Genomic DNA, 19,337 nt, shown 5'->3' with positions numbered 1-19,337 from the left:
CCCGATTTGATCGGGCGAACACTTGGGTTCGCCCCTACGGATTGGCCGCTTGGGAATCGGGGCTATGCAGATCGGATTCGGTATTAGAACGCCGGTACAGCTCCCAGGGTTCTTGGGCTGATGGGTCATGTAGATTGGGCCATCCCAGGGCAGAACCCTGGGAACTTGACAGCCTAAACCAATGCTTGAGGCCAGTCCTTGCTGGATTGCTGTTAGCGTTGCAGACCCGGGGGTAAACCACGGCCACTTTCAACTCGCCGTTGCAGACCTGGGGGTAAGCCACGGCCGCTATCAACTCGCCGTTGCAGACCTGGGGGTAGCCCCTGGGCCTCAGATGTTGGTTCTGCCGGATCTACCACCACCGCCGCCGTGTCAGGTTCCCCCTCGGGCCCAGTCGCCTCCGAGGTGTCAGGGGTCTCGGCATCCACCACGACTTCAGGCATGACCTCGGGCCGGGGTGCTCGCCCCTGGGGCCGCTGACCGCGCCCACCACCCGGGCGGGCCTCAGCACTGGCCATCACCAGGGTACTGAGCACCAACGCCCCGAGCATCACCCGAGCCAGATAGGAAGATAGTTTCATAGGACCGTCCTTAGCTAGAAAACGAGAACTACAGCCATAGTCACGATGGTTAGGTATGACAATGGCTGGGATCCCTAATCTATCTGGCGATCGCCGGGTGGCGTCATCTGTGAATGTACCGGTTGTGACCTCTATGGGCTAGAGATGTCACCGTAGGATTGGCAAGACTGGTCAGAACAATGGGGGTAAGCAGAGGTATAGGTCTGGGTACGCTTGCCAAACAGCTCGTAACGACGATCGCGCACATAGGCATAGATCTGGTCCCCCAGCTGTTTGGCACCCGGCAGCCCTCGATAGGCCTGCACCAGGGGTTGGCCCATCGGTAGCAGGCGGCCAATTTCTTCTGCGGCATCACTGCCTTGCCAACGCCGCTTGGGGTGATCGAGATCTAGTAAAATCATGCCCGCTTCGCAATCTGTAGGGGTAATCCCGTAGTGAGTCAGAGTTTCTTGATCTTGCATGGGCACATAATGAAACTGACGGCCCTGATCTAATGCCTCGAGGGAACGCACCAGGTTAGTACACAGGTTACAGTTGCCGTCATAAATGACGCAGTACATAGTAGGATGGCTACCGAGAAACTACTTTTAATCTAGCTTTCAGGATAAACAACCTGAGGTTATTACTGTACTCAACCAGACTCAAGTCCAGACCTGAAGCTTTGCCCATGGGCAACTTCAGCTCCTGAGCTGGACTGGGTAGAGTTCCTGAGATCCCACCCTAGTACTGACTGTGGCCAAGGGCAATCAGTGGGCTTAGCCTGCCTTCCCAAGGCCTCGATTGAGCCAGTCGGTGCAGCTCTATCGCAATCTAAATTGATTCATGGTAGTAGGACTGGTATCGTGCCCGTGCAGGTGAAACGCCTGCCCTGTGCATTTTTACGATTCATGCAGGATCGCTACATGGCTCAAACGTTAACGAAAAAACAGATTTCCTCGCTTGAGTCTAGCTTAGAATTCGAGTGGTTAGGAGGTAGCTCAGCCTACAGCCTAACTAGGGGCATTTACCGCGGGCAATACTATGGCTGTAAAACGGTTGATCGATGGACGATTTCAGTTCAATCGCGTCTTAAGTACTAAGAGCTACAGTAAAACTTACCTGATGACAGATCATGGTCATCCTGATAAGCCAAAATGTATTGTCAAACATTTGCAGCTACCGGTAGATAACCCGATCACCCTAAAGTTTTTGAATGATTTGTTGGGTAAGCGGGTTAAATTGCTAAAGCGTATGGGGGATCACGGGGCGATCGCCAAAAATATAGCAGTTATTCAAGAAGATAATGACTTCTATTGGGTGCGCGACTTTATTCCAGGGCATTCGCTTCAGGCAGAACTTGCTGAGGATAAGCCTAGGCCAGAAGTGGCAGTACAAGCTTTTCTAGCGGAAACCTTGGGCATCTTAACTCTGATCCAGAAACATGGGGTTGTTCACCAAAATCTTCACCCCAGCAACTTGATTCGTCACAAAGGTGGGGGACATTTAGTCATAGTAGATTTCTCGCTTATCCATGAAACTGAAACCCCTAAACCCATTGACGGGGCTAACGGCAGCAGCCCCACCTTAGAAGACTCCGCCGCCTATTTACCTCAACTTCAAAGCCGAGACTATCCACGGTTCGCAGCAGATCACTTCGCCCTGGGAATAATGGCTTTAAAGTTAGCTACAGGACTATCGACAGAAGCATTGCCCCAACTCCATCAAGCTGATTTTTTAGCCCAAGTCAAGTTGCAGCTCGATGAATGTTCTACCCTGGGCGAAGGCCTAAAAACTATATTGCTGAAGATGGTTTCCCCCAATCCAGCGATGCAGTTCCAGCAAGCCAAGGATATTGTAGCGGCGTTATCTGGGTTGGTAGATCTCCCTGCCCCTGCGGCTGCGGGGACCGTTACCCATCCAGACCATTCCCTAGACAAGGATGTTTCTGGGACAGCAACCCATGATCTAACAGCACCGCATCCTTTGGCCCAGTCACTATCCCCCCGATGGTTAACCCCTAAGCTGGGGATTGGTCTGGGGTTAGCCCTGGCGTTGTTAGGGGTGGGAATTTGGGGATTGGGACTCCCCCAGCGGCTAGCTACTCGGCGGCAGTTGGCCCAGGCGGAGCAAGCTTACCAAGCTGGCCGTACCGCTGACGCCATTAGTCATCTTGACCAGCTATTGCAACGTTCTCCTAACCATGGAGAAGCTCTAGCCCGTCGGTCTTCTCTATTTCTGGAAAATGGTCAGTCGGATAAAGCGTTGCAAGATCTGACCAATGCCATTGAAGCCAATCCCAATGTGCCCTTATGGCATTATCAACGGGGGAATCTACGACTGCGGATAGGGGATTTCCAAGGGGCGATCGCCGATTACACCCACGCCCTGGAGCTTGATGAAACCTACAGTGATGCCTACATCAACCGGGGTAATGCCCGGGCCGAATTAGGCGATGAGGCTGGAGCGATTCAGGACTATACCGCTGCCTTAGGTACCACCCAAGAAGCTGAGGTACAGGCCGATGCCTATCTCAACCGCTGTCTATCCAAATCTAATTTGGGCGATCATAAAGCCGCCCTAGACGATTGTGTGGCAGCGGTAAACTTGCGCCCCAATAATAGTCTGGCCTATGAAAATCGTGGGTTAGTGAAACGTCGCCTGAATGACTATCAAGGGGCAATTCAGGACTTTACGATTGCGATTCAAATGAGTTCCAGTAGTGCTGAGCCGTACTACAATCGTGGACTAGCTCGGCAAGATTTAGGGGACTTTTTGGGGGCTATGGATGACTTTACCCAGGCCATTAACCTCAATCCTGATCATCCCTTTGCCTACTATGACCGTGGGTTACTCTACGCCGAAATGGGTGAGATTGACCAGGCGATCGCCGATCTAGAAATTGGTGCTAGGGTCTGTCTCGACGTCAGCCGGACAGGGTGTTTCGACGATGCCCAGTATCAACTGCAAAAACTACGGCAGCTCGATTCCGATCAGATTTAGCCCCGCGTACCGCGCCGTCCTCCTCCTGATCGTTGGGTGCTACGAACAAAGGTGCCAGTTCGGCTGATGAGCTCAGCTTCTATGGTCTCCTGGGTTGCAGGGGTAGCCACTGAGTTGCTGTGCCCAGGCAGAAAGGCAAAACCGGATATAGCGCTGGCCATAGCGATGGTCAGCACCAAAGAAAGTCGATATAGCATGGATCATAGACCTTGAATGGAACACGTCTCCCGAACTCAGATACCAAGGGGGCTCTAACGCGGAGCATTGCCCGATGATCTCAGTTAGGTTAGACAGTCCCTTTTTCTAGGAAGCGACTCAGAATCCAGACATATCAACCAGCAAGTTCATGATGATTCGATAAATAAGCTTGTTGGCCGTTAAAGATTGGCAAAATAAGTCCATGGACACCATGACTGACTAATCCTTGATTCGGCCTTCAACTCCGCTCAGGCCTCGTCGCTGGTTGAGCGGAGTCGAAACCAGCCACGTTAAGCCCTTTATTTTTGCCCACCTACTTACTGCGCCCGCCTAGCGACTTGGGGCTGACGTTAACCTGTTTACCCGTCCACCTGACACCCCAAGGCATCGGTGAGCTTCACCAGAGGATTTATCCTGGGATAATAAGTAGATGAGGGGGAAATACAGGCACCGATACTGGAGAGCTCAGGTGCGCCCCAATCATAGGCAACGGCTAGGACGCAATGGTTAGGAGAGGCGGATGTACAACCTAAAAGTGGTGATTATTGGGGCTGGTATTGGTGGGCTAACCACGGGCATTGCCATGCAGCAAGCCGGTTACCAGGTGGAAATTTATGATCGCGCCACAGAACTACGCCCGGCGGGGGCGGGGATCTCCCTCTGGTCAAATGGGGTGAAGGTGCTGAACCGTCTGGGGTTAGGGGAAAAGTTAGCGGCCATTGGCGGCGAGATGAACGCGATGGAATATCGCAGTCATACTGACGAAAGGCTCAGCTATGTCGATTTAAAGCCTCTGTTTGAACGGGTTGGACAACGGCCTTACCCGGTCTCTCGCACTGACCTGCAGACCATGTTGCTGGAAGCCTTTGGGCCAGAAAAGGTACATCTAGGCATGTGTTGTGTCGCCGCCGAGCAAGATCAACACAGTGCTACGGCTATCTTTGAAAACGGCGATCGCAAAACGGCAGACTTAGTGGTCGGTGCCGATGGCATTCACTCTGCCGTGCGAGCCCATGTGCTGAATCACAGGGTCGAGCGGCGCTACGCCAATTATGTCAACTGGAACGGTCTGGTCAAAGCCGATCCCGCTCTCTGCCGTAACGACCTGTGGGTGATCTATGTGGGGGACAACAAGCGGGCTTCGATGATGCCTGTAGGGGGCGATCGCTTTTACTACTTCTTCGGTGCCCCCATGGAAGCAGGCACCCAGGTAGCCCCCAGCCATCGCCAAGGTGAATTGGAAAAAATCTTTCAGGGTTGGCCAGAACCGGTGCAACAGCTGATTCAGACCCTAGATCCAGAAGACACGAATCGTTTAGAAATTGGTGATCTAGATCCCCTAGAACGGCTGGTGCGCGGCAGGATTGCCCTGCTAGGAGACTCGGCCCACGCCACCACCCCTACCCTAGGACAGGGGGGCTGCCAGGCGATAGAAGATGCTGAGGTGCTAACCCGCTATTTGGTAACCACCAACCTTAGCGTTGAAGATGCCCTAAAGCGTTACGAAGCCATTCGTAAAGAGCGCACCTCAAAGCTGGTGCTAAAGGCCCGTAAGCGGACGAGCACCATCTATGGCTATCACCCGGAGGTCACTCAACAGTGGTACGAAGACCTAAAACAGGAATCCCCCGAGGCCGTGATCAACGCCCTGGCCAAAGTCATTTTGGCTGGCCCGATGGGTTGACACCGCCTAATACAGTTGGGCACTAGCCAGTCAAATCTTCCTGACACCTAGAACGCCGGTACAAACCCCAGGGCAGAACCCTGGGGGATACCCCAAAGTTACTGGCTAATAAACCCAAGACCCCTGGGCTCTTGACATCCTGTACCGATACTCTAGAACCTGAAACCCTCAGTTAGTGCTCAGTCAATCAGATCATGACGGGATCTGCGACCTGGGGTTGACGGTCTACGGCTAGCCTTGAACCGCAGACCGTAAACCGTGAACCGTAAACCCTGTCAGCCCATCATCTTTAACTTGATAGAGTACGGGGTATTGGGGTTCTACCAGCCAGTACTAGGTAGGGTTGCGGCGCCATACCGTAATCAACATGTGGGGGGTATGGGGGAGTGCCTCTAGGGTAATGAATGCCGCCCGTTGGCGGTTATCTCCGCTGAGGCTGTATTTGGGGGCCCTGACGAAGGCCCCTTCCCCGCGCACACCATAGTGTTCTTGCAACAACGGTTGGTAGTGGCGTCTAAACCAGGCTTCAGCATCCTCACCCGGCGCTACCTCCACCACGAACTGCCCGACAATATCGGCGTGCAGGGCTCCATCCTGCTGGTGCAGGGCTAAGCGATCCCCTGGCAACCAATCAGTAGGATCGGCAATCGGCTGACTACCGGGGGGTGCAGGCACACCAAACAAATTAGTTGCCGCTGGTTCCTGCGCCTCTGTCTCTGTAGCCGAGGAATTGGTAGCCGTCTCCGTCGGTGTGAAGGCAGGTGTATTGTCAGTTTTGGCGGAGGTTGGCGACGTAGTAGCGGCCTCTGGGGTAACCGTGGGGACTGGTACCGCAGGGGGTGAAGAGGGGACTGCCGCAGGGGGTATGGGCGGCGCTGACTCTGGTGCGGGTGGGGTAGGGGAATCTGCTGGAGCAGCGGCGTCTTCTGAGGAAGGTAAAGCTGAAATCGTGACAATAGCCTCTGAATCAAGTGGGTCGCTGGTGGCGGCATCACCGTCCCGGTCATGTTCAGGTTGGGGCACTGGCAAACCCAGCAGCACCCCATGGAAACCTAAGGACAATAGCAACAGGAGGCCTCCCCCCTGCCACAGGCGACGCCCTGGACGAGACCTAGCCGCAACAGTCTCAAGGGAGTCGCTCTGGGCGACTGGATTGGTATCAGCGGCTAGCCTATCTAAGGGAAGCGGCGCGGACTGGGGATGGGGTTTGGGCATCAGGGGCGACGGCAGCACGGGCAAAATCTAAAGGACTAGGGAACTAGCAACTGAAAATTTATCTCATTGGGAAGGACCTGATTGACCCTATTCAAGGTGGATCATTAACCAGAATCTCTCCCATTTTGGTAAAAAAACACTGACCTAAAAAGGGATTTAAGCCATAAGTATATTTTATTGTTGAGACCGATTGTAGATTGTGCCTCCCATCAATGTTATAGTTTTTTACTGTAATGTTGAGAATTGTTCTTGACAAGCATACCTAACTGCGTCCGCTCGTAATACAAGAGGTTTTGCAATGGTTAAACGCAGACATGTACTGACTGGTCTGTCTACTCTGGCCCTGAGCTTGGGCCTGGCGACGTTAAGTGGTGGTATCGGTCAGCCCAGCTTGGCTCAAGATTCAACCCTGACCATTTATTCGGGTCGGGGCGAGTCGCTGATTGGTCCCTTAATTGAGCAAGCCCAGACCGATCTGGGGCTAGACATTGAAGTGCGCTATGGCGATACGGCAGAACTGGCGATCGCCATTCTTGAAGAAGGAAATAACAGTCCGGCTGATATCTACTTTGGCCAAGATGCTGGTGCCTTGGGTGCCCTGGCGAAAGCTGGGCGCACAAACACTATCCCAGAAAGCCTATTGTCCCAGGTGGACGAGCGCTTCCGTTCTCCGGAGGGGCAGTGGGTGGGCATTACCGGTCGGGCTCGGGTACTGGCCTACAACACCGATATGGTCACTGCGGCTGAACTTCCCGATTCCGTGTGGGAACTAACGGAACCCCAGTGGCGGGGGCGGGTGGCTTGGGCGCCCACCAACGGCTCGTTCCAGTCTTTTATCACCGCCATGCGCCTAGTGGAAGGGGATGAACGGACCCAAGAATGGCTGGAAGCCATGAAAGCTAACGATGCTCAGGTCTACCGCAACAACACCACCATTGTGGAGGCTGTGGGCCGGGGTGAAATTGATGCGGGCCTGGTCAACAACTACTACCTCTACCGCTTCCTGGCAGAAGATCCTAATTTCCCAGTGGCGCACCACTATACCCGTGGTGATGTTGCTTCGATGATCAATGTGGCCGGGGTGGCGATCGTCGATACCACGGATCAACTCTCTGACGCTGAGCGGTTTGTGGAGTACTTGCTGCGGCCTGAGTCCCAGGCGTTTTTTGCCGAGGAAACGAAAGAATATCCGTTGATCTCCGGTATGGATGCCCCCGCAGAGCAGCTCTCTATCGACGAGATTAACCCACCACGGATTGATCTCAGTGACCTAGCCGATTTGGAAGGCACCTTAGCCTTGCTAGAATCAGCAGGAGTGCTTTAAGTCTAGAGTCTAGAGGGGGCAGGGTATAGAGGCCGTAGGGCTGGGTAACTGTTCCCAGGCGATACTTGTGGTTTGGCGGTTCGTAAGGTGTCGCTGGTCCTTCAGCCGTTAGACCTGTGATTTAGCAGCTTGCACCATACACCACGCCCCCTCCCCCTGCCCCGTGCTGATTATTTTGTCTATATATTATTGTGGCTGACTCTGTATCCCGTCGTTCCATTCACAAGCGTCCTCTCCATACGTGGTTAGGCTGGGCTGGCGGTGATAACCGTCTGGCGCGTCCCCCCTGGTTTTTAGTCATCATGGCGGCGATTACTGCTGTGGCCATGGTGCTACCCCTGGCTTACCTTGTGGTGCGGGCAGCGGGGGCCGGAGTGCCAGAGCTGTGGGCGATTGTCACCCGGCCTCGCACTTTAGAGGTGATACTCAATACCCTGAGCATGGGGGCCTTAGTGGTTTTCTTCTCGGCGCTAATTGCTATCCCCCTGGCTTTTTTGACCATTCGTACTGATCTACCAGGACGACGATTTTGGACGGTGGTGACAGCACTCCCCCTGGCCATTCCCACCTATGTGGGTAGTTTTACTCTGATTGCAGCGTTTGGCCCCCGGGGCAGTATTTTGCAGTTGCTGTTGGCTCCCCTAGGGGTAAATCGTCTGCCCTCAATTTATGGGCTGTTTGGGGCGGTTGTGGCGACGACTCTGTTTAGTTACCCGTATCTATTACTGAGTATACGAGCTGGTTTACAGGGAATGGACCCAGCTCTGGAGGAAGCAGCCCGCAGCCTGGGCTGCAACCAGCGGCAGACCTTTTTTCGGGTGACTTTATCTCAACTGCGACCCGCGATCGCGGCGGGGGCATTACTGGTGTTTCTTTACACCATTCAAGACTTTGGCACCCCGGCCCTGATGCAGTTTGACACCTTTACCCGGGTGATTTTTACCCAGTACCGCAGTAGCTTTAATCGCCACCTGGCGGCTGCCCTGTCGCTGATTTTGGTCGCCATGGTGATGTTTTTCCTGTGGCTAGAATACCGGTTTCGTCAGGCCCGAGTTGCTTACTACACTCGGGGATCAGCGGTCAATCGTACGCCTAATCTGATTCCCCTAGGACCTTGGAAGTGGCCAGCACTAATATTCTGTAGCCTTATTTTTCTCGTTAGCCTGGTGATGCCGATTGGGGTGACGCTGTTTTGGATGTTCCGCAGCACCCTGTTTGGCGGGGTAGGCTATACGGCCTATCGCGCCGTATCAATTTGGACCGTAGCTTTTAACTCTTTCTATGCCGCTGGGCTGGCGGCCCTGGTATCAGTCCTGTTTTCTCTGCCTGTGGCTATTTTGTCGGTGCGGTTTCCCAGCCGTTTGACGACCTTGCTAGAGCGCTGTTCCTACGTCGGATTTGGTACCCCTGGCATTGTCGCGGCCCTGTCTCTAGTCTATTTTGGGGCCAACTATGTCCCCTTTATCTACCAGAGGCTACCCATGCTGGTGTTTGCCTACCTAATTTTGTTTTTGCCGCTAGCGGTAGGGGCGGTCCGGGGCTCCCTGTTGCAGGTTAATCCATCCCTGGAGGAGGCGGCTCGCTCCCTAGGGCGCACCCCCTGGCAGGTAATGCGCCAGGTCACTATCCCCTTGGTACGTCCCGGCATCATTAGTGGCACTATGCTGATTTTCCTGACCGCCATTAAAGAACTCCCAGCAACCCTACTGCTAGCTCCCATTGGCTTTCGCACCCTGGCTACCCAAATTTGGCAAGCCACCGCCGAAGATGCCGCCTTTGCCGACGCCGCCCAGGCCGCCCTGCTAATGCTAGGGGTCTCATCTATCGCCACTTTGGTTGTGCTGTCCCAGGAGTTAAAGGGGAATCCGGTAAAGCGGTACGACTCGGAGATAGGCAACGGCTAACAATTAGCGCGACAGTGGTTAGGCCAGTGTGGGTGGGCTTTACACATGCCTAGCCGGTATTCGTTATTCGTCGGCGGGGGTAAACCTGCCTTTAGGCCGCAATGCACCGCTTAAGATACCGGGCCTCTCGCTTGACGCAAGCGAGAGGCCCGGCCAGGACAAAGGGTTTTACGCCACCATTTAGGTTGACCTGAGGCCGGGAACACACCCTACGCATAATTAAGCTTTCAGCGCTTCAACGACGCAAAAATCAACCCTTTCAAACCACCTTGACAGGGCCGACTGGTCTAGTCCTATATGACTGCTGCCTCCTCACCAAGCATAAAGGCCAGGGTTCTGAGCCCTGACCTTTATGGTGGCTATTGCCGGCCTAAGCAGCCCAGGCGATCGCGTTTAGCAATCGTAGTACAGGGCTAACTCGTAGGGGTGGGGCCGCAGCCGCATCGGGTTAACTTCGTTATCCAGCTTGTACTCGATCCAGTTGCTGATGAAGTCTTCAGTAAATACCCCAGTGGAGGTGAGGAACGCCTGATCCGCTTCCAGAGCCTTCAGGGCATCCAGCAGAGAGCCAGGGGTAGAGGGGATCTTCGCCAGCTCCTCAGGGCTGAGGTCATAGATGTCCACATCCAGAGGATCACCGGGGTCAATCTGGTTCTTGATACCGTCAATACCGGCGCAGAGCATCGCCGCAAAGGCCAGGTAGGGGTTAGAGGTGGCATCGGGGCAGCGGAACTCCAGACGCTTGGCCTTGGGGCTATCCCCAGACAAGGGAATCCGCACCGAAGCGGAGCGGTTACCCTGGGAGTAAGCCAGGTTTACCGGTGCTTCAAACCCAGGCACCAAGCGTTTGTAGGAGTTGGTGGTGGGGTTGGTGAAAGCCAGCAGGGCTGGAGCGTGCTTCAGAATACCACCGATGTACCACAGGGCGGTTTGGCTCAGCCCCGCGTACTTATCGCCGGCAAAGGTAGGCTGACCGCCGCTCCAGATGGATTGGTGGGTATGCATCCCTGAGCCATTGTCGTTAAACAGAGGCTTGGGCATGAAGGTAACGGTCTTACCGTACTTTTTGGCGACGTTCTTGATGCAATACTTATAGATCATCAGCCAGTCGGCGGCTTGTACCAGTTCCCCAAAGCGGAAGCCTAGCTCACACTGGCCGCCCGTGGCGACCTCGTGGTGGTGCTTTTCGATGGGAACGCCCAGGCTGGCCATGGTCAATAGCATTTCGCTGCGCATGTCCTGGGAAGTATCGGTGGGAGATACGGGGAAGTAGCCCTCTTTGTAGCGGGGCTTATACCCCAAGTTGCCATCGGGATACTCCTTGCCAGTGTTCCAACGGCCTTCAACACTATCCACGTAGTAATAGGCTGAATGCTCATTTTGATCAAAACGAACATCGTCGAAGATGAAGAATTCTGCTTCAGGGCCAAAGTAAGCGGTATCGCCTAGGCCAGTGGATCTCAGATAGTCTACAGCTTTAGTGGCAATGGCCCGGGGACAGCGGGCATAAAGTTCCCCAGTCCGAGGTTCCTTAATGGTACAGACCATGCTTAAGGTCGGCTCTTTCATGAAGGGATCAACCCAGGCGGTATTGGGATCCGGAACCATCATCATATCCGACTCGTTAATGGCCTTCCAGCCCCGGATACTGGAGCCGTCAAAGGCCACCCCGTCGCTAAAGCTGCTCTCATCAATCTGGCTTTTGTGCACCGTCAGGTGTTGCCAGATGCCGGGCAAATCAATAAATTTCAGGTCAATTAACTCAATGCCTTCATCCTCAATTTTTTTCAGGATGTCTGCTGGGGTTGCCATGAACTACTCCTTAAACCTCTATAGCGTTCAAACGTTGAAGACCGTTTCACAGGCACCGGCTCATCTGATTAATCCTAGGAACAGGGGTTCGCTTGTTTTGTATCAGTTACTACTTTTTGTCAGGGTTTGACGACAAAACGCCGGGAAGATGACGATTCCCCAGTAATGACAGCGAGATGGTATCTGAACATGTCAGACCATGATCTTTTGTAAAGATTCACTCATAAAGATTGGGGGGAAGCCGCTGCTAGGGGGCATAGGGATCAACCTGCATGGTAAACTTTCACGAGAATCAGGCTGGTCTGTGCCCTGAGTTTGCCGGAATGCCGGGGAAAGGGCCAGACTGAATCACCCATTTGCTGTTGGCCAATTGAGAGTTGGGAGATACCATTCATGCGGGATGCTGTGACAACGCTGATCAGGACCTACGACAACACTGGACGTTACCTGGATCAGAGCGCCCTTGATTCTATTAAGTCCTACTTTGATAGCGGTGTGGACCGCATTAAGGCGGCGACGGTGATTAGCGCTAACGCCTCGGGCATCGTCAAAGAAGCCGGATCTAAGTTGTTTGAGCAAGTGCCCGAGCTAATTCGGCCCGGGGGCAATGCCTACACCACCCGTCGCTATGCCGCCTGCTTGCGAGACATGGACTATTACCTGCGCTATAGCAGCTATGCTTTGGTTGCAGGTAATTCTGACGTGTTGGACGAACGGGTGTTGACGGGGTTACGGGAAACTTACAATTCTTTGGGAGTGCCCATTGCCCCCACCGTAGCTGGGGTACAAATTATGAAGGCCATCGTCAAAGCCAAGGTCCAAGAGGCTGGGACTGACCCAGCTGTGGTAGATGCACCCTTTGATTACATCACCCGGGAACTGAGCGAGGTCAGCGTTTAGGCTGCTGGCTTCGCAACCCGGTTTCTAGGTCAGAAAGCTGGTTATGCGGTTGGGCGACTGTCTGCGTAATCGGGTTTCTGACCATAGCCAGTTGGTCCTTTGGGCCAGCTTACTGTAAAGCGCTTTTCGAGCAGCAGATTGGAGTGAGCCCATCACCTGGTCTGCTGCGTTGCTTTTGGCCTATTGTTGTAGGGTTGATTGTAAGACCTACCTGTCATGACTCAGACGGTTGAAGCACTTTTTGATCAAGGCATAGAACGCTATAAGGCCGGGGAAGAGCCGGCAGAGCTGATCCCTGTGTTTAAGGACATTTGCGATCGCGCCCCCAAAAGCAGTGCCGCCTGGGCCTGTTTAGCGTGGCTCTATCTGCTAAGTGACAAACCTGCCCCGGCCGTCAAAGCGGCCCAGAAAGCCGTGAAGCTGAACCCCCAAGACCCCCAGGGGCGGGTCAATTTGGCCGTAGCCATGCTAGATGCTGGTAAACCAGGGGTGCGTCAGCATGTGGAAGTGGCCAGCCAGGTGATGGGGGTAGCCGAAGACCTGCGCACCGAAGTAATGCAAAACATCGACGATGGCCTGACCCGTAAGCCTGACTGGAAAAGCCTGGCCCGGGTGAAAGAATGGTTAGCCTAAAGTAAAGGTTTCGACCTGCCGCCCAATCAGGGCACAAGCTGCACATGTCTGATCACGGTGTCAGGCAGCTTGGGAAGAGAGGGGGTCAATTCAAGCGATCGAATATTGGCGATGGGGAACATCATCAGTCGATTCTCCACCTCTAGGGTCAAAAGGGTGGAGTCCATGATGCTCTTAAGTCGGCTGACCATTTGGGTGCCATCTCCCTGGGTTGCCATCAGGGCATAGGTTTGCACCGTACCATCATTGAAGATAATCGTCAGTTGGTGACTAGACGTTTCGGTTGTCATAGGGTGTCTCCGTTAGGATTAATCAGATAAATCGTACCAATGATGCAGGCTGAAGTTCCCATTTCAACCGATGTGGTGCTGGTGGGGGGCGGTCATACCCATGCCCTGGTGCTGCGTCAGTTAGCCATGGTACCTCTGCCAGGGGTGCGACTGACCCTGATTACCGACCTGGTGGATACCCCTTACTCAGGTATGCTGCCCTGTCATGTGTCGGGGCGCTACGGTTTCGATGAATCCCATATTGATTTGCGCCCCCTGACCCAGTTCGCCCGCTGTCGTTTGCTGATCGATCGGGCAGTGGGGCTAGATATGGCCAATCAGCGGGTGCTGTGCGGTCACCATCCACCGGTAAGCTTTGATCTGCTGTCTATCGATACGGGCAGTACACCCAAGACTGTGGCGGTACCAGGGGCGGCGGAGTATGCGATTGCGGCCAAGCCAGTGCCGCACCTATTGCGTCACTGGCAACAGGTGCTGGACCAGGTACGGCAGTCGCCGACCACTCCCATCACTTTGGCAGTGGTCGGCGGTGGTGTGGGCGGCGTAGAGCTTACCCTGGCGATGGAGGAACGGCTGCATCGGCTGCTCCAGCAACTGGGGGTGGCAGCTGAGAATCTGACGATTCACCTGTTTCATCGCGGCGCCGCCCTGGCCCCCGGGCGCAACCGCTGGACCCGCCGCCGCCTGGGGCAGATTATGGCAGAACGGGGCATTCAACTGCATCTGAATGAAGCGGTGACGGCCATTACCCAAGACCCTGAAACGGGGCAGCGAGTGATACGGGGGGAATCGGGACTCAGCGTCAGGGGCGATCGCGTGTTTTGGGTAACCAGCGCCACTGCCCCTGAATGGCTCCAGGGATCTGGCCTCTCCCTGGATGACCAGGGTTTCATTCAAGTGGGGGATACCCTGCAAACCCTATCCCACCCCAATGTGTTTGCGGCTGGGGATGTGGCCACCATGGTCAACCATCCTCGCCCCAAAGCCGGGGTGTTTGCCGTGCGCCAGGCCAAGCCCCTCTGCCGCAACCTGCTACGCCATTTGCGCGGGGAACCCCTAAAGCCCTTTTACCCCCAACGGGAGTTCTTAACCTTGATCGATGTGGGCTACGGCAAAACCATCGCCTGCCGGGGCCCTTTCGCCGTCGAAACCCGCCTTGCCCGCTGGTGGAAAGACCGGATCGATCAGTCTTTTATGGACAAATTTCGCGATTTGCCGCCAGCAGGCCCCATGTCCTCCGCCCCCACTCCTAGTTCGACTTCGCTCACTACAAGCCCCCTCCCCCACTCCCCCACTCCCCCCTGTGCTGGTTGCGGCTCCAAGGTCGGCAGCGATGCCCTGACCGCAGCCCTGCAGCAGGTCAAGCAGGACTTTCCTGAACGACAAACCCCTGATAACAATTTGCTGATTGGGCTGGATCCTGCCGATGATGCGGCGGTGGTGACGGTACCGCCAGGGGTGGCCATGGTGCACACGGTGGACTTTTTCCCGGCCCTGATCAATGACCAATTTGTGTTTGCCCAGATCTGCCTGAAGCACTGCCTGGGGGATCTCTATGCCATGGGGGCCAAGCCACAAACGGTGTTGGCCATTGTCCAAATTCCCTATGCCACGGCCACCAAACAAGCTGACACCCTGTATCCCCTACTGGCAGGGATACAAACAGGGCTGCTGGCCACGGGGGCGACGTTGGCCGGAGGGCACACCATTGTCGGCCCTCAGTTAGCCCTAGGGTTTGCCTGTAATGGGCTGGCCGATCCGGCCAGGCTCTGGCGCAAAGGGGGCATGCAACCGGGAGATGTGCTGATTCTCACCCAACCTTTGGGTACCGGTACCCTGTTTGCTGCTGACATGCAGTACCGGGCCAAGGGACGGTGGATAGAGGCGGCGATCGCAGCCATGCTGACGCCCAACCAGGGGGCAGCGGACACCTTTCGGACTTACCAGGCCACCGCCTGTACTGATATCACTGGCTTTGGGCTGTTGGGCCACCTGCTGGAAATGGCGCAAGCCGCTGGGGTGGCCGTGGCTCTGGAATTGGATACCCTGCCCATTTTGCCGGGGGCCAGGGAAACCTTAGCCCAGGAATTCGTCAGTTCCTTATATGCCCAAAACTTGGCGGCCGCCAGAGCCTTAGCGGATGCGGCCCGCCATGCTCAGCATCCCGACTATCCCCTGCTGTTTGATCCGCAAACGGCAGGGGGGTTACTGGCGGCGGTGCCAGCGGCTACCGCCGAGGCCTGTCTTGAACGTTTGTGCCACCAGGGGTACACTGCCGCCAAAATTGGATACATTATGGACACCAATGTCAGCTCCCATGCCATTACCATCCAGCATTGGGGCTAGTACAGGAAGGAGGACTAAAGGCCATGGCAACGACCCAAGTACTGGCCCATTTGGAACCGGCACCGCAGTTATTAGAGCTGTTAAACACTCCGCTCAATCTGGGGGCGGTTCTGGCTGGGGTGGCGATCGCCTTTGGGTTGGGCGCCTTCCATGCACTCTCCCCTGGCCATGGCAAAACCCTGGTGGGGGCCTATCTGGTGGGGGCGAAGGGTACCCCCCAGCAAGCCCTGCTATTGGGCATCACCACCACCGTCACCCATACCCTGGGGGTTTTCGTATTGGGGCTTGTGGCCCTGTTTGCGGCTCAGTATGTGGATCTCGATCAGCTGTATCCAGTGTTGGAGTTGATCAGTGGGTTAGCGGTGTGTGGGGTGGGGGCCAGGCTACTCTATAGTCGCCTGGGGCAGGGCCATGGCCACGATCACAGCCACGGGCATAGCCACGGGCACGGGCACAGCCACGGCCATCACCATTCGCCGCAGCCCCAACGAGATTTACCGGCCCTGATTGCCCTGGGCGTTTCTGGGGGGTTAGTGCCTTGTCCATCGGCCCTGGTGCTGCTGCTCAGCGCCATTGCGCTACACCACATTGCTTTCGGGTTAGTGCTGGTCAGTGGCTTTAGCCTGGGGTTGGCCTCGGTGCTAACCGGATTGGGGTTGATGGCTGTTTATGCCAGTCGCTGGCTCGATCGGCTCACTGTGGCCGACGGCCTGGTACAACGGCTGTCAGTGGTTAGCGCCGCTGTGGTCATTGCCATCGGGCTAAGCTTAACTACGGTGTCGGTGCTATCTTAGGTGGCGCTGCTCTAGTGGTTGCTGCCAGGGACACAGACCGATCGGACCCAGGTGTACTAAAGTCCTGTATGGTGCCCATCCTCAGCAGATGGGTGGGTTACCTGGGTGTAGACCGACAGGCGATGCCATGACCCATTCCATCTTTATTAGCACTACCGAGTCAGGCAGCGGCAAGGCTCTGGTGTCTTTAGGAATTCTTGAGTTGCTACTGCGCCGCACGACGAAAGTACACTTTTTCCGGCCCCTGGTGCGCAGTCCCGAGCACCAGCCCCCAAGCAAAGGGGACATATTGCCCCTGGGCCCCCAAGGGGATGAAGACATTGATTTGATGCTGCGCCACTTTAACCTAAACCAGACCTATGCAGAGTCCTATGGGTTGCGATCGCGCCAAGCTAACGACCTGATTAGTCAGCACCGCCTCGACGACGCCATTGATATTATTATCAGCAAGTTCAAGATTCTAGAGGCGCGCGGCGACTTTTTACTGTGCGAAGGTTCGGATTATCTGGGGGAAAGCTCGGCCTTTGAGTTTAACTTTAACCAGGAAATTGCCAAGAACCTCGGTGCCCCGATCTTAATCCTGGCCAACGCCCGCGATCGCTCCATCGAAGATACCCTCAGCCCGGTGCAACAGGCGGTAGAAGCTTACCGGAGCGACAGTTGCGACATCGTTGGCATCATCATTAACCAGGCCGCCGCTGACCAGGTGGCCGACCTCAAGGCCGAGCTACACCAGCAGTTTGGCCATCATGACTGGCTGCTGGCGGTGATGCCCCACCTGCCGCGCCTGGGCAGTCCTCGGATGCGGGACATCGCCACCCAGTTGGGGGCAGAGGTGCTGTATGGTCATCGCCGCCTGAAAAATCTGGCCACCAACCGGATTGTGGCGGCGATGCAACTGCAAAACAGCCTGCACTTTATCCAGCCCAACTGTTTGGTGATTACCCCCGGCGATCGCGGCGACATCATTGCCGGTATGTTGCAAGCCCACCAGTCCAGTAGCTACCCGCCCCTGGCAGGGCTGCTGCTATCGACCGGTTTAAAGCCGGATCCCGCGATCGCCAAGCTAATTGAGGGAATCCCCGATCCCTTGCCCATCCTGTCGGTCAAGACTGACACCTTCACTACCGCCGCCCAGGTGAATGAGGTGCACAGCGCTCTGTGGGCCGATGACAGCGAAAAAATTAACCTGTGCATCCAGGCCTTTGACACCCATGTGGACCTCGACATTCTGGAGCAGCGGATTAGCACCGTGCGGGTGCGGGGCATTACCCCCAAACTGTTTATCCACAACCTGTTAGACCAGGCCAAGGCCAAACGTCAGCAGATTGTGCTACCCGAGGCCTATGACCCCCGCATTCTGCGAGCTGCCACCATCCTACTCAACCGAGACATTGTCGATCTCACCCTGCTGGGCAACCGCCCCGACATCCAACAGGTGTTGAACAAACACAGCATTGCCCTGGATCTAGACCGGCTGACGATTGTGGACCCAGCCCACAGCAATCGCCTCCAGTCCTATGCCCAGACCTTTTTTGAGCTGCGCCAGTCCAAGGGGGTCACCCTAGACAATGCTCTGGATGTGATGATGGATATGTCCTATTTCGGCACCATGATGGTGTATTTAGGAGATGCCGACGGCATGGTCTCTGGGGCCGTACATACCACCCAGCACACCATCCGCCCCGCTCTACAGTTTGTCAAAACTAAACCGGGGTTTTCGGTGGTGTCGTCGGTATTTTTTATGTGTCTTGACCATCGGGTGCTGGTGTACGGTGACTGTGCCATTAACCCCAACCCCACCGCCGCACAGCTGGCAGAAATTGCCATTGCCTCCGCCGATACGGCCCGCACCTTTGGCCTAGAACCGAAGGTGGCGCTGTTGTCTTACTCTTCTGGGGATTCTGGCCAGGGGGCCGAGGTGGAGAAGGTGCGAGCAGCAACGCAGTTGGCCCGCGATCGCCGCCCTGACCTGCCCATCGAAGGGCCGATCCAATATGACGCTGCCGTAGATTTAGAGGTGGGGGCTCAGAAGATGCAGGGATCAGTGGTGGCGGGCCAGGCCACAGTGCTGATTTTTCCGGATTTGAACACGGGCAACAATACCTATAAGGCGGTGCAGCGGGAAACGGGGGCGATCGCCATTGGCCCCGTACTACAAGGGCTGAAAAAGCCGGTCAACGACCTCAGTCGAGGCTGCACCGTGGAGGACATTGTCAATACCGTGGCGATCACCGCCATCCAGGCCCAATCCCAGTAATATAATGCCTGCGTGGCCCCCCCTAAGGAGTTAGCCCATGCAAGTCAAGCACCAGAATATTGGATTGACAGTTGATGACAGTCTGATGCGGGTGTACGTCGCATCCCCAGAACCCGAAGGGCAGTACCCTGGCATCCTCTTCTACTCCGACATCTACCAGCTAGGCAGGCCCATTACGCTACTGGCGGATCGGCTGGCGGGGTATGGCTATGTCGTCGCTGCCCCTGAGATCTTTCATCGGCTTGAACCTATCGGTACTGCGATCGCACCCGACGACCTGGGAAAGCTACGCGGCAATGATGCGGCCAGACGCACTGAAATTGCCCAGTATGATGCCGATCTTAACGGGTGACAACGTACCTAGAGAGCTTGCTGCATCAGGGATAGAGCATAGAAACCTCGCTGAAAATAGAGTTG

General features: G+C 55.5%; 15 protein-coding genes and 1 pseudogene. 10 read left to right on the top strand and 6 right to left on the bottom strand.

The features are described 5' to 3' along the window. Positions 1 to 212: 212 nt before the first annotated feature. On the bottom strand, positions 213 to 581 hold the full coding sequence (locus E1H13_RS04175; RefSeq protein WP_169612149.1) for a hypothetical protein: 369 nt from the start codon (positions 579 to 581) through the stop codon (positions 213 to 215). A 131-nt stretch (positions 582 to 712) separates the two neighbouring features. Next, entirely contained in the window at positions 713 to 1,141 is a 429-nt protein-coding gene (locus tag E1H13_RS04170; RefSeq protein WP_169612148.1) for a DCC1-like thiol-disulfide oxidoreductase family protein, read from the bottom strand. A gap of 460 nt (positions 1,142 to 1,601) precedes the next feature. Here E1H13_RS04170 and E1H13_RS04165 point away from each other — a divergent pair, with 460 nt between their 5' ends. Next, a complete protein-coding gene (locus E1H13_RS04165; RefSeq protein ID WP_169612147.1) occupies positions 1,602 to 3,560 on the top strand; it encodes a tetratricopeptide repeat protein in 1,959 nt (652 codons plus the stop codon). On the opposite strand, the gene E1H13_RS04160 is transcribed toward E1H13_RS04165, so the two are convergent. Then, positions 3,557 to 3,757, bottom strand: coding sequence for a hypothetical protein (locus E1H13_RS04160; RefSeq protein ID WP_169612146.1), 201 nt, complete (start codon positions 3,755 to 3,757; stop codon positions 3,557 to 3,559). The two genes, E1H13_RS04165 and E1H13_RS04160, sit on opposite strands and share 4 nt — an antisense overlap. Positions 3,758 to 4,278: 521 nt before the next feature. Between E1H13_RS04160 and hpxO the strand changes: the two genes are divergently transcribed. Further along, positions 4,279 to 5,442, top strand: coding sequence for an FAD-dependent urate hydroxylase HpxO (hpxO, locus tag E1H13_RS04155; RefSeq protein ID WP_169612145.1), 1,164 nt, complete (start codon positions 4,279 to 4,281; stop codon positions 5,440 to 5,442). A 333-nt stretch (positions 5,443 to 5,775) separates the two neighbouring features. Here the strand turns inward: hpxO and E1H13_RS04150 are convergent, their stop codons facing one another. Continuing rightward, complete coding sequence (locus E1H13_RS04150; RefSeq protein ID WP_169612144.1) at positions 5,776 to 6,675, bottom strand: hypothetical protein; 900 nt, start codon at positions 6,673 to 6,675, stop codon at positions 5,776 to 5,778. A 280-nt stretch (positions 6,676 to 6,955) separates the two neighbouring features. On the opposite strand from E1H13_RS04150, the gene E1H13_RS04145 reads away from it, so the two are divergent. Both E1H13_RS04145 and E1H13_RS04140 read left to right on the top strand, forming a co-directional pair. Then, positions 6,956 to 7,981, top strand: a complete 1,026-nt coding sequence (locus E1H13_RS04145) for an iron ABC transporter substrate-binding protein (protein ID WP_169612143.1) — start codon at positions 6,956 to 6,958, stop codon at positions 7,979 to 7,981. 302 nt (positions 7,982 to 8,283) lie between these two features. Beyond that, positions 8,284 to 9,885: an iron ABC transporter permease gene (locus E1H13_RS04140; RefSeq protein ID WP_169612243.1), complete on the top strand. Its 1,602-nt coding sequence runs from the start codon at positions 8,284 to 8,286 to the stop codon at positions 9,883 to 9,885. 393 nt (positions 9,886 to 10,278) lie between these two features. Here E1H13_RS04140 and glnA read toward each other — a convergent pair whose 3' ends face one another. After that, positions 10,279 to 11,697, bottom strand: coding sequence for a type I glutamate--ammonia ligase (gene glnA, locus E1H13_RS04135; RefSeq protein WP_169612142.1), 1,419 nt, complete (start codon positions 11,695 to 11,697; stop codon positions 10,279 to 10,281). 393 nt (positions 11,698 to 12,090) lie between these two features. Here glnA and apcB point away from each other — a divergent pair, with 393 nt between their 5' ends. Both apcB and E1H13_RS04125 read left to right on the top strand, forming a co-directional pair. Next, complete coding sequence (apcB, locus tag E1H13_RS04130; RefSeq protein WP_169612141.1) at positions 12,091 to 12,597, top strand: allophycocyanin subunit beta; 507 nt, start codon at positions 12,091 to 12,093, stop codon at positions 12,595 to 12,597. Between the two features lie 216 nt (positions 12,598 to 12,813). Further along, positions 12,814 to 13,230 (top strand): tetratricopeptide repeat protein, encoded by a 417-nt coding sequence (locus tag E1H13_RS04125; RefSeq protein WP_169612140.1) that lies wholly within the window; start codon positions 12,814 to 12,816, stop codon positions 13,228 to 13,230. Positions 13,231 to 13,256: 26 nt separating this feature from the next. Here the strand turns inward: E1H13_RS04125 and E1H13_RS04120 are convergent, their stop codons facing one another. Continuing rightward, a complete protein-coding gene (locus E1H13_RS04120) occupies positions 13,257 to 13,520 on the bottom strand; it encodes a hypothetical protein (protein WP_169612139.1) in 264 nt (87 codons plus the stop codon). Between the two features lie 39 nt (positions 13,521 to 13,559). On the opposite strand from E1H13_RS04120, the gene selD reads away from it, so the two are divergent. The 4 genes and pseudogenes from selD to E1H13_RS04100 form a co-directional block, all read left to right on the top strand. Continuing rightward, positions 13,560 to 15,866, top strand: coding sequence for a selenide, water dikinase SelD (gene selD, locus E1H13_RS04115; RefSeq protein WP_169612138.1), 2,307 nt, complete (start codon positions 13,560 to 13,562; stop codon positions 15,864 to 15,866). Positions 15,867 to 15,889: 23 nt separating this feature from the next. Next, complete coding sequence (locus E1H13_RS04110) at positions 15,890 to 16,660, top strand: sulfite exporter TauE/SafE family protein (protein ID WP_169612137.1); 771 nt, start codon at positions 15,890 to 15,892, stop codon at positions 16,658 to 16,660. A gap of 127 nt (positions 16,661 to 16,787) precedes the next feature. Beyond that, entirely contained in the window at positions 16,788 to 18,920 is a 2,133-nt protein-coding gene (gene pta / locus E1H13_RS04105) for a phosphate acetyltransferase (protein WP_169612136.1), read from the top strand. Positions 18,921 to 18,957: 37 nt separating this feature from the next. Then, positions 18,958 to 19,260 (top strand): annotated as a pseudogene (locus tag E1H13_RS04100) (dienelactone hydrolase family protein); the annotation flags it as partial. Between the last annotated feature and the right edge of the window lie 77 nt (positions 19,261 to 19,337).

The organism is Nodosilinea sp. P-1105 (assembly GCF_012911975.1).
Classification (GTDB): Bacteria; Cyanobacteriota; Cyanobacteriia; order Phormidesmidales; family Phormidesmidaceae; genus Nodosilinea.
The sequence above is the reverse complement of the archived record's forward strand: the minus strand, read 5'-3'. Positions and strand labels throughout refer to the sequence as shown.

What these genes read in the sequence shown, in the direction of transcription:
- E1H13_RS04175 (WP_169612149.1), bottom strand. Translation starts at nt 581, where the DNA reads ATGAAACTATCTTCCTATCTGGCTCGGGTGATGCTCGGGGCGTTGGTG.
- E1H13_RS04170 (WP_169612148.1), bottom strand. Translation starts at nt 1,141, where the DNA reads ATGTACTGCGTCATTTATGACGGCAACTGTAACCTGTGTACTAACCTG.
- E1H13_RS04165 (WP_169612147.1), top strand. Translation starts at nt 1,602, where the DNA reads ATGGCTGTAAAACGGTTGATCGATGGACGATTTCAGTTCAATCGCGTC.
- E1H13_RS04160 (WP_169612146.1), bottom strand. Translation starts at nt 3,757, where the DNA reads ATGCTATATCGACTTTCTTTGGTGCTGACCATCGCTATGGCCAGCGCT.
- hpxO (WP_169612145.1), top strand. Translation starts at nt 4,279, where the DNA reads ATGTACAACCTAAAAGTGGTGATTATTGGGGCTGGTATTGGTGGGCTA.
- E1H13_RS04145 (WP_169612143.1), top strand. Translation starts at nt 6,956, where the DNA reads ATGGTTAAACGCAGACATGTACTGACTGGTCTGTCTACTCTGGCCCTG.
- E1H13_RS04140 (WP_169612243.1), top strand. Translation starts at nt 8,284, where the DNA reads ATGGCGGCGATTACTGCTGTGGCCATGGTGCTACCCCTGGCTTACCTT.
- glnA (WP_169612142.1), bottom strand. Translation starts at nt 11,697, where the DNA reads ATGGCAACCCCAGCAGACATCCTGAAAAAAATTGAGGATGAAGGCATT.
- apcB (WP_169612141.1), top strand. Translation starts at nt 12,091, where the DNA reads ATGCGGGATGCTGTGACAACGCTGATCAGGACCTACGACAACACTGGA.
- E1H13_RS04125 (WP_169612140.1), top strand. Translation starts at nt 12,814, where the DNA reads ATGACTCAGACGGTTGAAGCACTTTTTGATCAAGGCATAGAACGCTAT.
- E1H13_RS04120 (WP_169612139.1), bottom strand. Translation starts at nt 13,520, where the DNA reads ATGACAACCGAAACGTCTAGTCACCAACTGACGATTATCTTCAATGAT.
- selD (WP_169612138.1), top strand. Translation starts at nt 13,560, where the DNA reads ATGATGCAGGCTGAAGTTCCCATTTCAACCGATGTGGTGCTGGTGGGG.
- E1H13_RS04110 (WP_169612137.1), top strand. Translation starts at nt 15,890, where the DNA reads ATGGCAACGACCCAAGTACTGGCCCATTTGGAACCGGCACCGCAGTTA.
- pta (WP_169612136.1), top strand. Translation starts at nt 16,788, where the DNA reads ATGACCCATTCCATCTTTATTAGCACTACCGAGTCAGGCAGCGGCAAG.